The 13,579-nt window shown below is 67.1% G+C and carries 14 protein-coding genes; all 14 read right to left on the reverse strand.

From position 1 onward, the window contains the following. Positions 1-77 precede the first annotated feature (77 nt). The 14 genes from OHA70_RS06080 to OHA70_RS06145 all read right to left on the reverse strand — a co-directional run bounded on the left by OHA70_RS06080 (position 78) and on the right by OHA70_RS06145 (position 13,557). Positions 78-581: a hypothetical protein gene (locus tag OHA70_RS06080; RefSeq protein WP_328329436.1), complete on the reverse strand. Its 504-nt coding sequence runs from the start codon at positions 579-581 to the stop codon at positions 78-80. After that, a complete protein-coding gene (locus tag OHA70_RS06085; RefSeq protein WP_328329438.1) occupies positions 578-1,873 on the reverse strand; it encodes an MlaD family protein in 1,296 nt (431 codons plus the stop codon). The genes OHA70_RS06080 and OHA70_RS06085 overlap by 4 nt, the downstream gene beginning before the upstream one ends. Then, positions 1,870-3,114 carry an MCE family protein gene (locus tag OHA70_RS06090; RefSeq protein ID WP_328329440.1) on the reverse strand — a complete coding sequence of 415 codons (1,245 nt, stop codon included), beginning with the start codon at positions 3,112-3,114 and terminating at the stop codon, positions 1,870-1,872. Before OHA70_RS06090 ends, OHA70_RS06085 begins: the two co-directional genes overlap by 4 nt. After that, the gene (locus OHA70_RS06095) at positions 3,111-4,298 is read right to left on the reverse strand and encodes an MCE family protein (protein ID WP_328329442.1); all 1,188 of its coding nucleotides are present in this window, start codon (positions 4,296-4,298) and stop codon (positions 3,111-3,113) included. The genes OHA70_RS06090 and OHA70_RS06095 overlap by 4 nt, the downstream gene beginning before the upstream one ends. Then, positions 4,295-5,323, reverse strand: a complete 1,029-nt coding sequence (locus OHA70_RS06100; protein ID WP_328329444.1) for an MCE family protein — start codon at positions 5,321-5,323, stop codon at positions 4,295-4,297. Before OHA70_RS06100 ends, OHA70_RS06095 begins: the two co-directional genes overlap by 4 nt. Continuing rightward, positions 5,320-6,351, reverse strand: coding sequence for an MCE family protein (locus tag OHA70_RS06105; RefSeq protein ID WP_328329446.1), 1,032 nt, complete (start codon positions 6,349-6,351; stop codon positions 5,320-5,322). Before OHA70_RS06105 ends, OHA70_RS06100 begins: the two co-directional genes overlap by 4 nt. Continuing rightward, on the reverse strand, positions 6,348-7,664 hold the full coding sequence (locus OHA70_RS06110) for an MCE family protein (RefSeq protein WP_328329448.1): 1,317 nt from the start codon (positions 7,662-7,664) through the stop codon (positions 6,348-6,350). The genes OHA70_RS06105 and OHA70_RS06110 overlap by 4 nt, the downstream gene beginning before the upstream one ends. A gap of 2 nt (positions 7,665-7,666) precedes the next feature. Then, the gene (locus OHA70_RS06115; protein WP_328329450.1) at positions 7,667-8,497 is read right to left on the reverse strand and encodes an MlaE family ABC transporter permease; all 831 of its coding nucleotides are present in this window, start codon (positions 8,495-8,497) and stop codon (positions 7,667-7,669) included. Positions 8,498-8,499: 2 nt separating this feature from the next. Continuing rightward, complete coding sequence (locus OHA70_RS06120; protein ID WP_132284867.1) at positions 8,500-9,273, reverse strand: MlaE family ABC transporter permease; 774 nt, start codon at positions 9,271-9,273, stop codon at positions 8,500-8,502. Further along, positions 9,270-10,217: an ABC transporter ATP-binding protein gene (locus OHA70_RS06125; protein ID WP_328329455.1), complete on the reverse strand. Its 948-nt coding sequence runs from the start codon at positions 10,215-10,217 to the stop codon at positions 9,270-9,272. The genes OHA70_RS06120 and OHA70_RS06125 overlap by 4 nt, the downstream gene beginning before the upstream one ends. A gap of 258 nt (positions 10,218-10,475) precedes the next feature. After that, positions 10,476-10,862 carry a 50S ribosomal protein L7/L12 gene (gene rplL / locus OHA70_RS06130; protein WP_328329457.1) on the reverse strand — a complete coding sequence of 129 codons (387 nt, stop codon included), beginning with the start codon at positions 10,860-10,862 and terminating at the stop codon, positions 10,476-10,478. Positions 10,863-10,930: 68 nt separating this feature from the next. After that, complete coding sequence (gene rplJ / locus OHA70_RS06135; RefSeq protein WP_328329459.1) at positions 10,931-11,551, reverse strand: 50S ribosomal protein L10; 621 nt, start codon at positions 11,549-11,551, stop codon at positions 10,931-10,933. Positions 11,552-11,794: 243 nt separating this feature from the next. Continuing rightward, positions 11,795-12,982, reverse strand: a complete 1,188-nt coding sequence (locus OHA70_RS06140; protein WP_328329461.1) for an MFS transporter — start codon at positions 12,980-12,982, stop codon at positions 11,795-11,797. Beyond that, entirely contained in the window at positions 12,982-13,557 is a 576-nt protein-coding gene (locus OHA70_RS06145; RefSeq protein WP_328329463.1) for a TetR/AcrR family transcriptional regulator, read from the reverse strand. The genes OHA70_RS06140 and OHA70_RS06145 overlap by 1 nt, the downstream gene beginning before the upstream one ends. Positions 13,558-13,579 lie beyond the last annotated feature (22 nt).

Raw genomic sequence — 13,579 nt, forward strand, 5'->3', positions numbered from 1 at the left:
TTTGATTGGGCTTGTTTGGGGGTTGACTTCGGGGGTGGTTTCGGGGCGGCGGCTGCGGCCGGCGATTCGGCGGGGCATCAGCCGACCACCTGGAAGTCGGCGGTGAGCCAGCGGTCCTTCTCGCGGACCAGGTCGAGCTTGATCCGGTACCGGCGTTCGACCCCGTCCTTGGACGCGGTGTTCGTCACGACGGCGTTCACGATCACCAGCACCTGGGCCGAGTCCTTGTCGTTCGACACCACCGCGGCCTCCTTCACGTCGCCCTTGGAGGTCGCCTTGTTCGCCACCACCTCGGTCTTGACCGAGTCGGAGCCCGACTTGAACTCCTCCTTGAACTGCCCGGTGGAGTCGTCCAGCACCCGCTTCGCGTCCGCGTCCCAGCTCGAGTAGTCGTACGTCGTGAAGTCCAGCGCCAACTGCCGGGCCGCCTTCATCGCGCCCTCGCGCTCACTCTTGCGAGCGTCCTGGCCACGCAACGCGACGACGGACAGCGTCGCACCGACGAGTGCGACCAGCAGGAGCACACTCAGCGCCCACGCCAGGATCATCGGGCCTCTCCGGGCGGCGGTCGTAGAGCTCACTTGCCGGTCACCGGTCCGAGGATGAGGGCCTTCCACGAGTCCTTACCGAGCATTTCTTCCTGTCCTCCGGTCGAGCCGAGTACCAGCGACGGCATCCCACCGGTACCACCGGCAGCGCCCGTGGCCGGGTCGTACCCGACGCCGTACCCGATCCGGTTGGCGTCGGACGACCGCGTCGACGGCGTCGGCTTGTTCTGCGATCCGCGGACGTCGATGCCCGACCCCGGCGACGCGGTACAGCCCGCCTTGGTGTTGGCGGCCTTGCTGGTCGTGTCCTGCGGAACGCGCTTGTCCGTTCCGTTGTACCCGGCCCGGCAAGCGGGCGGGCTGAAGCCCAGTACCAGGCCGAAGTGCGCGTCGTAGTGACCCGTCCCCGGGTCCTTGGCCGGTACGACGTACCCGCCCATCGCCACCGCCGGGTAGACCACCAGCAGCTGCTCAACGGAGTCCAGCCGGACCGCGGTCAGCTCGCTCACCGTCAGCAAGTTACCCAGCAGCACCGCGATGTCGGCCTTGTTCTCCTGGATCAGCGCGGTCAGCTGGGTCGACGCGGCCGAGCCGTTGTCGATCACTGCCCGCAGGCTGGCGTCCGAGCTGACCAGGGTGTCGGACAGCAGCGCCAGGTTCTTCGCCCAGGTCTTGATCGCGTCGCCGCTGGCCACCTGGGTGGCTAGCACGGTGTTGCCGTCGTTGATCAGCTTGATCGTCTGCAGGATGTTCGCGTCGGCGTCGCTGATCAGCGCGCCGGAGCTGTCGATGATCTTCTGCAGGTCGCTGCCCCGGCCGCGGAGCGCGTCGCCGAGCTCCTTGACGGTGGTCTTCAGGCTGTTCTTGTCGACCGAGTTCACCAGCTGGTCCAGGTTCAGCAGCAGCTCGGTGGTGTCGATCGGCAGGGCCGTGTTCTCCCGGCTGATCCTCGAGTTGTCCTGCAGGTACGGCCCGGTGTCGCGGCGCGGCTGCAGGTCGACGTACTGCTCGCCGATCGCGGACCGGTTGGCGACCACCGCGAGCAGGTCGTTCGGGATCTTGGTCTTCTTGTCGATGTCGAGGTTGACCTCGACGCCGTCGGACAGCAGCTTCAGCTCGCCGACCCGGCCGACCGGCTGGCCGCGGTACGTCACCTCGGCGCCGGAGAAGATGCCGCCGGACTCGGCGAAGCTGGCGCGGACCGTGTAGTCCTGGTCGAACAGCAACTTGTCGACCTGCGCGTACTTGGCGCCGACGTAGGCGATGCCGACCATCGTGATCAGCAGGAACACCATCAGCTGGATCCGGACCGTTCTGGTGATCACTTGGCCACCCCCGGCATCAGGACCTTCGCCAGCTCCGGATCGAACCCGGACCGGTTGAGCTTCGGCGTACAGACCGGCAGCCCGAGGATCGTGACGCAGGTGGTGCCCGCGGCGGTCGGGATCGGCAGCGACGGCAGGCCGCCGGCCGTCGGCTTGCCGGTCGGGAACTTCGGCGGGTTGTGCACCGGCAGGCTGATCTCGGCGGTCGGCAGGGTCAGGCCGACGGTCGGCAGGTTGAGCCCGAGCAGACCCTTCAGCGCCTTCTGGGTGTTCACGTCGAGGGTGATGTTCAGGTTGGTGAAGTCACCCTTGACCGCGCCGGCCGCGGCGTCCGGGAACGGGTAGGTGAGCAGCAGCTCGAGCGACTTCGGCAGGTTCTCACCGGCCTCGGCGAGCTTGGTCAGCAGCGGGTAGAGCGACTGCAGGTTGGCGACCAGGTCCTTCTGGGACTCGGTGATCACCCGGGTCGCGGTGTTGCCCAGCGACGCCAGCGCCTGCAGCGTCTTGACCAGCGCGGCGCGCTGCTTGTCCAGGGTGGCGATCGACTTGGGCAGCGAGTCGATCGCGGTCGCGATCGTCGTCTTCTGCGCGTTCAGCTGTTTGGCCAGCTGGTCGACGGCGGTGATGGCGGTGACGATCTTCTGCTTGTTCTGGTCGAGCGTGCCGACGAAGGTGTTCAGCTGGGTCAGCACGCTGCGGATGGCCGGCTCGTTCCCGGTCAGGGCCTTGTTCAGCTCCTGGGTGATGATCTGCAGCTGGGCCACGCCGCCGCCGTTGAGCAGCAGCGAGAGCGCCGACAGGACCTCTTCGACCTCGACGTTGCTGGTCGTCCGGGACAGCGGGATCAGCTCGCCGTTCTCGAGCTTGCCGCGTGGCTTCTCGGATCCGGACGGCTGCTCCAGCGAGACGAACTTCTCGCCCAGCAGGCTGGTCTGGCGGATCGTCGCGCGGGCATTGTCGGGCAGGTCCAGGCTCTTCGGCAGCTTGACCCGGACCTTGGCGACGTAGCCTTCCAGCCAGACCTTCTCGACCGTGCCGACGGTGACGTCGTCCACCTTGACCGACGACTTCGGCACCAGGTCCAGTACGTCGGTGAACTCCACGGTCACCGTGTACGACGGACCCTTGATCTTGGCGCCACCCGGCAACGGCAGGGAGTACACGCTGAAGTCGCACCCGGACAGCACGGTCGCCATCGCGACGACGCCCGCTACTACCGCAGTACTGCGAAGCCGCCTCATCGCGCACCCCCAGGGACCAGGCCGCCGAGTGTGTCGTCGACCGGGTCCGGGCTGGGCAGCTTGGGCTGCGGGGCCGGTGCCCACGGAGTACCGGCTGGGCCGCCCGAGCCGGTGATGGCGCTCAGCAGCGGGAGCTTCGGCAGCGCGTTGAAGATCGGCTTGAGGGCCGAGCAGGTCGACAGCGGCTGGTTGGCCTGGATCAGTAGCGAGCAGATGAAGGTCGCCGGATCGTCCAGCTGGGCCAGGTTAATCCGCTGGTCCAGCGTGCCGAACTGCGGGTTGTAGACCCGGGCCAGGTTGCCCAGGCCGAGTGGCGCGGTGTCCATGATCTCGGCGAGCGCGGTCTTCTCCTTGACCAGGATCTGGGAGACGTCGGTGGCGCCGGAGATGGTGGTCTTCAGCAGCGAACGGTTGTCCTTGACGAAGTTCGCGACCTCGCCGAGCGCCGCCGCCAGCGTGGACAGCGCGGCCGAGAGGTCCTGGCGTTCACCGGCCAGCGTGGTCGAGACGGCCGCGAAGTTCGTGTTGAACTGCTTCACCAGGCCGTCGTTCGCGGCCAGCGCGGAGACGAAGGTCTGCAGCTGCCGGATCGTGCTGAACAGGCTCTTGGAGTTGCCCGACAGCGTCTGGGTCAGGGTCGAAACGTCGGTGATGGTCTGGTTGAGCTTCTTGCCCTGGCCGTTCAGGTTGGCCGCGGACACGTCGAGCAGCCGCGACAGCGCGCCCTGGTCGTTGGCGCCCTTCGGGCCGAGCGCGACGGACAGGTCGTTCAGGCTCTGGTAGATCTGGTCGAGCTCGAGCGGCACGGCCGTCCGGTCCAGCGGGATCGACGCGCCGTCGGCCATCACGGCGCCCTTGGAGTACGCCGGGGTGAGCTGGATGTAGCGGTCCGCGACGATCGACGGCGACGCGATCACCGCCTTGGCGTCGGCCGGCACCTTGTGCTTGGCCTCCCACCAGAACTTCACCCGGACCGCGCGCCCGGCCGGTGTCACGCTCTCGATCTCGCCGACCTTGATGCCGAGGATCCGGACGTCGGAGCCCGGGTAGACGCTGACCGCGCGCGGGAAGTACGCCGTCGCCGACACCCGCTTGGGGTGCGGCCAGAACGAGATCACGCTGACGGCGAGGATCACCACGACGACACCGAACGCGATCATCCGGGACAAGGATGCGACCTTCATCGGCCCGCACCTCCCGTCAGCCCGCTCAGAATCGGCGGCAGCCCGGGGATCGGGATCTGCGGCAACGGGATCTCCGGTACCGGCACCAGGTTCTGCACATACGTGTCGAACCACGGCCCGGTACCGAGCGTGTTGGTGAAGACCCGCGCGTACGGCGCGAGCCCCTTGATGCTGGCGTCCAGCGCGTTCTGGTTCTTCAGCAAGGTCGCCAGGACCGCGTTCACCTTGGTCAGCGTCGGGCCCAGGTCCTTGCGGTTCTCCTTGACCAGCGCGCTGATCTGAGCGGCCAGCTTCTGCGTCGATACGAGCAGCTCGTGGATCAGCGCGCGCCGGGCCTGCACTGCCTGGAACACGGTGTTGCCGTCCTTCATCAGCTTGATCAGCTGCTGGTTGCGGTCGGCAAGGACCTTGGTGACCACGTCGGAGTGCTGCAGCAACAGCTTCAGCTGCTCGTCGCGCTTGGCGACGTTGCGGGACAGCCGGGACAGCCCGGTCAGCGAGGCCTGAACCTCTTCCGGGGTGTTCTTGAAGGTCGACGACAGGGTGTCGAGCGCCTTCGCGAGCTGCCCGGTGTCGATCCGCTCGGTGGTGTTGGCCAGATCGGTGAACGCGTCGACCACGTCGTACGCCGAGATGGTGCGGGCCAGCGGGATCTCCGACCCCTCCTTGAGCTCGCCCGAACCCTCCGGGTCCAGCTTCAGGTACTTCTGCCCGAGCAGCGTCTTGATCTTCATCTCGGCGCCGGTCTTGTCGCCCAGCTTCACGCCCTTGTCGACGACGAAGTCGACCCGGACGTGGGTGCCCTCGAGCTCGACCTTGCGGACCTGGCCGACGCGGACCCCGGCGACCCGGATCTCGTCGTTCGGCTTCAGCCCACCGGCCTCGGAGAACTGTGCGGAGTACTTCGTCCCGCCACCGATCAGCGGCAGGTCCTGTGCCTTGAACGCGGCCAGCATGATCAGCCCGATCACGGTCAGGCCGATCACCCCGATGGTGACCTGGTTCTGTTCCCTGAACGGCTTCACTTCGCGCACCTCGCGGAGTTGACGTCATGGCTGATCGGGATCCGGGTGCCCAGCGGCAGCGTGACGTTGCCGTCGAAGCCGCACAGGTAGAAGTTGAACCAGGACCCGTACGACGCGGTCCGGGTCAGCGTCTCGAGCTTGCCGGGCATGTTCTGCAGCGTCTTGACCCAGATCCCCTGGGTGTCGTCGAGCGTGGTCGAGACCTCGCGCAGCCGGTCGAGGTCCGCCTTGAGCGGCACCCGGGTCTGCTGCAGCAGGCCGGCCGTCTTGGTGTTCAGCGAGTTGATCGAGCCGAGTGAGCCGAGGATCGGATTGATGTCCTGGCTCAGCCCGGTGATGAACTGCTGCAGGTTGACCAGCAGTTGGGAGAAGTTCGCCTGCCGCTGCGAGACGATCTGCAAGGTGGAGGTCAGGTTGGTGATCAGGTCGCCGATCACCTCGTCGGAATCGGCCAGCGTCGTGGTCAGCGAGGCGGTCCGGGCTAGCAGGCTCTCGATCGTGCCGCCCTCACCCTGCAGCACCTTGATCACCTCGAACGCGAACTGGTTCACGTCCTTCGGGGTCAGCGCGGTGAACAACGGCTTGAACCCGTTGAACAGCACCGACAGGTCCAGCGCGGGCGCCGTCCGGTCCTTGTCGATGATCCCGTTCTTCTTCATCCGGGTGCCGCCGCCGACGCCCTCGGTCAGCGCGATGTAGCGGTTGCCGACCAGGTTCCGGTAGCGCATCGTCGCGTGCGTGGTGGTGTCGAGAACCTGGTCGGAGTCGACGCTGAAGCTGACCATCGCCAGCTTGTCCTGGTAGATCGCGATCTTGTCGACCTGCCCGACCCGCACGCCGGCGATCCGGATGTCGTCGCCCTTGTTCAGCCCGACCACGTCCGTGAAAACAGCCCGGTACTTCGTGGTCGCGTTGAAACTGATGTTGCCGATCGTCACGGCCAGCAACGCCGTCGCGATCGTGGTCACCACGACGAAGATCGCCAGCCGCACGGTGTCGAGCGAAGTCTTCTTGTCCAGGAGTTTCATTTGAGGTTCACCTGCCCACCGCGCATCAACGGGCCGATCATCAGGGTGGTCAGATCCGGTACTTCGGACGCCGGGATGCCCATCGCGGGGCCGGCGACGGCGTCGATCACCTTCTGCTCGGCCGGCGTACCGGCGCCGCCGGTGTCGCTGGCGAAGCCGGGCATCGCGCGGTTGAGCTGCAGGTTGACCGGGAAGCGGGTCTCCTTGCCGTGGTCACCGATCACGCCGTCCACCCCGGTCACGTACGGCGCCGGGTTGTCCTGCGTGTACGGGCCGGGCTTCTCCCCCGGTACCGAGTAGTTGCGGCCGACGCAGGTCGGGCCGCGGTGGTCGCCGAAGACCGGCGTCTCGTTCGGCTGGTACGGCGTGGGCTGGTTGGTGATCAGCTCCAGGTTGATGTGCAGCCGGCCGTCGCGGAACGTGTCGCTCAGGGTCGGGATGGTGTCCGTCATCACCTTGAGGAAGCAGGGGAACTCCGGCGAGTACCGCTCCAGCAGGTCCAGTACCGGCTTGCTCACCTCGCCTAGCCGGATCACCCGGTCCTCGTTCTCCTTGAGGAAGGCATTGCCGGTGGTCGACAGCGTCTGCACGTCGGTGAAGAACGTCTGCAACTGCTTCTCCTTCTCCACCACCGTGTTGCCGGTGACGGTCAGGTTGCGCAGCGCGCGGGCCAGGTCGGGCGTGACGTCGCCGTAGATCTTCGACACCTGGGTCAGCTTGGTCAGCGCCGCGATCAGGTTCGGCACGTTCGGGTTGAGCTTCTTCAGGTACCCGTCGAGCTGGGTGAGGGTGTCGGCGATCTCGCTGCCGCGACCCTCCAGGGCCGTCGCCAGCGTGTTCAGCGTCGCGTCCAGGTCGGCGGGGTCGACGGCTTGCAGCAGGGGCAGCGCGTCGTTCAGCACCTTCTCGATCTCGATGCCGACCGCGGTCTTGTCCCGGGCGATGGTGTCGCCGGCCTTGATCGCGCGGCCTTCGGGGCCGGGCGGTGGTACCAGGGCCACGTACTTCTCGCCGAACAGCGTCTTGGGCAGGATCCGCGCGCTGACCTGGCTGGAGATCTCCTTGACCGCGTCCGGCTTCAACGACAGGTTCACGGTGGCGAAGTCGCCGTCGGTGGAGACGCTCCGGACCTCGCCGACGATGATGCCGCGCAGCTTCACGTCCGCGTGCCGGTTGAGCTGCAGGCCGATGTGGCTGGTCTGCAGCTTCACGTCGACGGTGGCGGTGAAGACCTTCGCGTAGAAGGCGTAGGTGAGCCAGAGCAGGAAGCAGAGCATCCCGATGAAGGCGGTCCCGAGCACTCGTCTGGTCATGGTCAGCCCGCCAGCCTGACTGTGGTCGTGGTGCCCCAGATCGCCATCGACAGCAGCAGGTCGACGACGTTGATGACGACGATCGAGGTCCGGACCGCGCGGCCGACCGCGACGCCGACGCCGGCCGGGCCGCCGGTCGCGTGGTACCCGTGGTAGCAGTGCACCAGGATCACCAGGACCGAGAAGACGAGCACCTTGCCGAAGGACCAGAGCACGTCGCCGGGCGGTAAGAACAGATGGAAGTAATGGTCGTACGTCCCAGTGCTCTGGCCGTAGAACGTCGTCACGGTCAGCCGGGTGGCGAAGTACGAGGACAGCAACCCGACGACGTACAAGGGCACGACCGCGATCAGGCCGGCGATGATCCGGGTGGTGACCAAGTACGGCAGCGACGGGACCGCCATCACCTCGAGGGCGTCGATCTCCTCGCTGATCCGCATCGCGCCGAGCTGGGCGGTGAATCCGCAGCCGACCGTCGCGGCGAGCGCGATGCCGGCGATCAGCGGGCCGATCTCGCGGGTGTTGATGTACGCGCTGACGAAGCCGGCGAAGGCCGAGGTGCCGATCTGGTTCAGCGCCGAGTAGCCCTGCAGGCCGACCTCGGTGCCGGTGAAGAAGGCCAGGAAGGTGATCACGCCGACGGTGCCGCCGATCACGGCGAGCGCGCCGGTACCGAGCGTCACCTCGGCCAGCAGCCGGAGGATCTCGCGGCGGTACCGGGTGACCGACTTGCCGGACCAGGCCAGCGCCTTGATGTAGAAGGCGAGCTGCTCACCGAGCCGGTCGAGCGAGTGCAGCGGCTTCTTGACCAGGGTGTCGACGAGGAGGGACATCGTCAGGCCCCCTTCGGCGGTACGAGCTGGAAGTAGATCGCCGTCATCGAGAAGTTCGCGACGAACAGCAGCATGAAGGTGATCACGACGGACTGGTTCACCGCGTCGCCGACGCCCTTCGGGCCACCGCCCGCGTTCACGCCCTTGTACGAGGCGACGACCGCGGCGATGAAGCCGAACACCAGCGCCTTCGCCTGGCCCTGCCAGAGGTCTGGCAGGTGGGCGAGCGCCGTGAACGAGGCTATGTAGCTACCCGGTGTGCCGTCCTGGAGGACCACGTTGAAGACGTAGCCGCCCATCACGCCGACGACGCTGACGAAGCCGTTGAGGAAGAACGCGACCAGCATCGTGGCCAGCACCCGCGGCACGACCAGTCGCTGGATCGGGTCGATGCCGAGCACCATCATCGCGTCGAGCTCTTCGCGGATCTTGCGCGCGCCCAGGTCGGCGCAGATCGCCGAGCCGCCCGCGCCCGCGATCAGCAGCGCGGTCGCGATCGGCGACGCTTCACGGACCACGGCCAGTACGGCGGCCGAGCCGGTGAAGGCCTGCGCGCCGAACTGCTTGATCAGCCCGCCGACCTGCAGCGCGATCACCGCGCCGAACGGGATCGCGACCAGCGCGGTCGGAATGATCGTCACGCTCGCCACGAACCACGCCTGCTGCAGGAACTCGCGCAGCTGGAACGGCCGCCGGACCGAGGCCCTGGCGGTGTCGAGCGCGAAAGCAAAGAGCGATCCTGCATGCTTCAGCGGGGCGGTGGCGGACACGGTCACGAGGTCGTCACCACGTCACTCGCAAACGACCCCGGTGGGGGCGTCACGCCGTTGTCTTCGCACCATTGGCCCGGCGGGCGCTGGGTCGGACGCAGTACGCCGGAACTGGGCAGCTGCTGGATCGGGATCGGGGGCAGCGGTGGCAGCTCCTGGTCGGCCTCGGCGGCGAGCTCGTCGGCGTCCTTCTCCTCCGACATACCGATCGGGCCGATCCGCTGGGCGTTCAGGAACTGGCGGACCACCGGCTCCTCGCTCGACAGCAGCATCTCGCGCGGGCCGAACATCGCCAGGTGGCGGTGGTACAGCAGGCCGATGTTGTCCGGCACCGTGCGCGCTGTGTTGATGTCGTGGGTGACGATCAGGCAGGTCGCCTGGGTCATCTCGTTCAGGTCGATGATCAGCTGGTTCAGGAACGCGGTGCGGACCGGGTCGAGGCCGGAGTCGGGCTCGTCGAACAACAGGATCTCGGGCTCGAGCACGAGCGCGCGGGCGAGGCCGGCGCGCTTGCGCATCCCGCCGGAGATCTCGCCGGGGAGCTTGCGCTCCGCGCCGACGAGGCCGACCATCTCCATCTTCTCCATCACGATGGAGCGGACCTCGGACTCGGACTTCTTGGTGTGCTCGCGGAGCGGGAAGGCGACGTTGTCGTACAGGTTCATCGAGCCGAACATCGCGCCGTCCTGGAACAGCACACCGAACAGCTTGCGGACCTCGTAGAGCGCGCGCTCGGAGCAGGTCGCGATGTCGACGCCCTCGATGTGCACGTGACCCTTGTCCGGTTTGAGCAGACCGATCAGCGTCTTCAGGAATACGGACTTCCCGGTACCGGAAGGGCCGAGCATGACGCAGATCTCACCGGCGGGCAGCGTCAGGGACACGTCGCCCCAGATCAGCTGACTTCCGAAGGACTTGGAGAGTCCCTCGACACGGACCTCTACGCCCACCGGTCCTCCTCACGGGTTCGTCACGCAGCCCCGACCGACGTGCTTTCGCCGGTTCAACGAGGGCGCGGTTGCTTAGGTTACGCACGAGTACGGTTTTACGTAACCCCTGTCTGTCAAGTGATCACGACCGAAGAGTCACGTCTCGGTCACGCACCGGAACCTTGGAGATCCTAGACCTCGTCCGGACATGCCGAAGGGCGGCCCCGTAGGACCGCCCTCCAACTGGTATCACTTTGTTGTGCGGCTAGGCCGCACAGGTCACTTGAGGGTGACGGTGGCGCCGGCGCCCTCGAGGGCTTCCTTCGCCTTCTCGGCCGAAGCCTTGTCGACCTTCTCGAGGATGGCCTTCGGCGCGCTCTCGACGAGGTCCTTGGCCTCCTTCAGGCCGAGGCTCGTGAGGCCACGCACCTCCTTGATGACCTGGATCTTCTTGTCGCCGGCCGACTCCAGGACGACGTCGAACTCGTCCTGCTCCGCGGCCTCTTCGGCCGGGGCGCCCGGGGCGCCCGCAGCGGCGGCGACGGCGACGGGAGCGGCGGCGGTCACGCCGAACTCCTCCTCGAAGGCCTTCACGAACTCAGAGAGCTCGAGCAGGGTGAGGTCCTTGAACTGACCGAGCAGCTCTTCGGTGCTGAGCTTCGCCATTTTGGCGGTCCTTCCTTCAACGTGTTGCTAGGTGATCACTGAATGGGGTGTTGCGTGATTCGAACGAGTCAGCTGTCGGCTGACGCGGTCTCCTCGGTGCTCGCCTCGGCAGGTGCGTCGACTGCGTCCTGCACAGCCTCCGCAGCCGGAGCCTCGTCTGCCACGGGGGCAGCCTCGGCCGGCAGCTTGTCCTGCAGCGCCGCGAACAGGCGGGCAGCCTGCGCGAGCGGAGCAGCGAACAGCGACACCGCTTGCTGCGGGGCCGCCTTCATCGCACCTGCGAGCTTCGAGAGGAGAACCTCACGCGACTCCAGGTCAGCGAGCTTGGTGATCTCGTCGGAGCCGAGTGCCTTGCCATCCAGCACACCGCCCTTGATGACGAGAAGGGGGTTTGCCTTGGCGAAGTCACGCAGCCCCTTGGCCGCGACCACCGGGTCGCCCTTGATAAAGGCGATGGCCGACGGACCCTCGAGCAGGGAGTCGAACGACTCCACACCCGCGTCCTTGGCCGCGATCTTGGTCAGCGTGTTCTTCACCACGGCGTAGTGCACGTCATCACCGAGCGTAGTGCGCAACTGCCGCAACTGCGCCACGGTGAGTCCGCGGTACTCGGTCAGTACGGCGGCGCCTGAGCTTCTGAAGTTCTCAGTCAGCTCCGCGACGTCGGCTGCCTTGTCCGGCCTCGCCATGGGTCTCCTTCCGCCCTGCAGTTCAGCAGGGTTGGCTTCTCTTGCCGCGCAAGCCTTAAGGGACCCAGAAAATCGAAAACGCCCCTGCGCAGGCGCAAGGGCGTGAAGAAACTACTCTCACTTACTTGTCACCTGCGCGGGCCGCCCACGAAATTCATGGGACCTTCAGTTGCTCCGGGAGCAACGACCAGCGGTCTTCGGCAGCCTCAAGAGTAACCGCCGGTGACACGACCACCAAATCGGTTACTCCGGCACCTTCGGCCGGGGCGGGATCCAGTACTTCATCGCGGTCGCCGCGGCCCAGCCGGTGAGTCCCATGAAGAGTACTGCGGGCCCGAGGGCCGCCACGGCTGTGACGGCGGCGATCATGAACGGGCCGGCGGCGCTGCCGGTGTCGGCGAAGAGACGGAACGCACCCAGGAACTGTGCCCGGCCGACCGCCGGCGAGGCATCAGCGCCCAGCGTCATGATCACGCCCGCGCCCAGTCCGTTGCCGACCCCCATCAGCAACGCGACCGCGGTCAACGCCAGCGCCGAGTGCGTCAGCGGGAGCAACAGGTGCGCCAGACCGAGCACGAACATCGACGGCACTGCGACCCACTTGCGCCCGAACCGGTCCATCACCGAGCCGGCCGGATAGAAGAGCAACATGTCGACGGCTCCGGAGATACCGAAGATCAAGCTCGTCGTCTGCGGATCGAGTCCGATGTGCTCGGCCCAGAGCGGGATGACGACCTGTCGCGATGCGCGGACCGCGCCGACGAGGAGGGCCCCGACGCCGAGCGTACGGAGTACCGGGAGGTGCTCGCGGATGACCGCGGTGGTGGATTGCATGACGACTGGATTGGCGAGGCGCTTGCGGCGTACGGACTCGATGTCGGGGAGGCTCAGCAGGACCACGCAGGCGAGGGCGGCCGCCACCAGGTGGACCCAGTAGGCGCCGTCGGTGCCGAGGAACTTCATCGCGAAGGCGCCGAGGAACGGGCCGATGAAGGAGCCGATCCGTTGGACGCCACCGAGGGTGGACAGCGCCCTGGCCCGGAGTTGTAGCGGGACGGCTTCACTGAGGTAGGCCTGTCTGGCCAGGCCCCAGACGGCTGCGGCGAGACCGGTGGCGCCGATGGCGAGGGCGAGGCCCCAGACGTTCGGGACGACCAAGCATGCGACGAGGGCGGCCGAGACGAGAACGGTCGCCGCCAGCATTGCGCGGCGCTCACCGATCCGCGCGGTGAGCGCTCCGGCCGGGATGTCGCCGATCACCTGGCCGACACCGGCGGCCGCCACGACCAGGCTGGCGACGGCGATCGAGGCGCCGAGGCCGCGTGCGGAGAGGGCGACGACCGGGGCGATCGCGCCCGAGCCGATGCCGTACAGCAGCGCCGGTAGATAGATGGACGGAGCGATCTTCCAGAGGCTGACGGGGTCTGCCATCAGTGCGCGGCTGTCTCCAAGGCGAGGGTCCTGAACTCAGCCAAAATATCCCGCTCGACCTCGGCCAGGGACCGCGTCTCACCATCGGTGATCCACTGCCCGAAGGCGACGGCGAAGACGGTGACGCAGGTCTCGGCCGCGAGGGTCGCCGCTGGGTCCTTTATGCGGCGCTTGCGGAGTGCCTCGGTGATCGCGGTTGCCAGACCGGCGAGTTTCAGTAGCTCGCGCTCCTTCAGCGGCTGGTTGGCCTGGATCACCTGGTTGCGCTGCTTCGACCAGGTACGCCGTTCTTCGCCGAAGAACTCCGCTGTCGTGGTCAACGCCGTGGCGACCACGTCGAACGGCGGGCCTGGTGGCGCGGCCTCGATGGCGGCCACGAACGCCTTTTGCAGCTGGTCCTCGCCGTCGAACAGGACTTCCTTCTTGTCCGCGAAGTGCCGGAAGAAGGTGCGCTCGGTCAGGCCGACGCTCCTCGCGATCTCGCCGACCGTCGTCTGCTCGAACCCCTGCGCGACGTACAGCTCCAGCGCGGCGACGCGCAGCCGATCCGTCGCGCCCGGCTCCCATCGCACCATGCCGGACAGTCTAGATGATGAC

The organism is Kribbella sp. NBC_00382 (genome assembly GCF_036067295.1).
In the GTDB taxonomy this organism is placed as follows: Bacteria; Actinomycetota; Actinomycetes; order Propionibacteriales; family Kribbellaceae; genus Kribbella.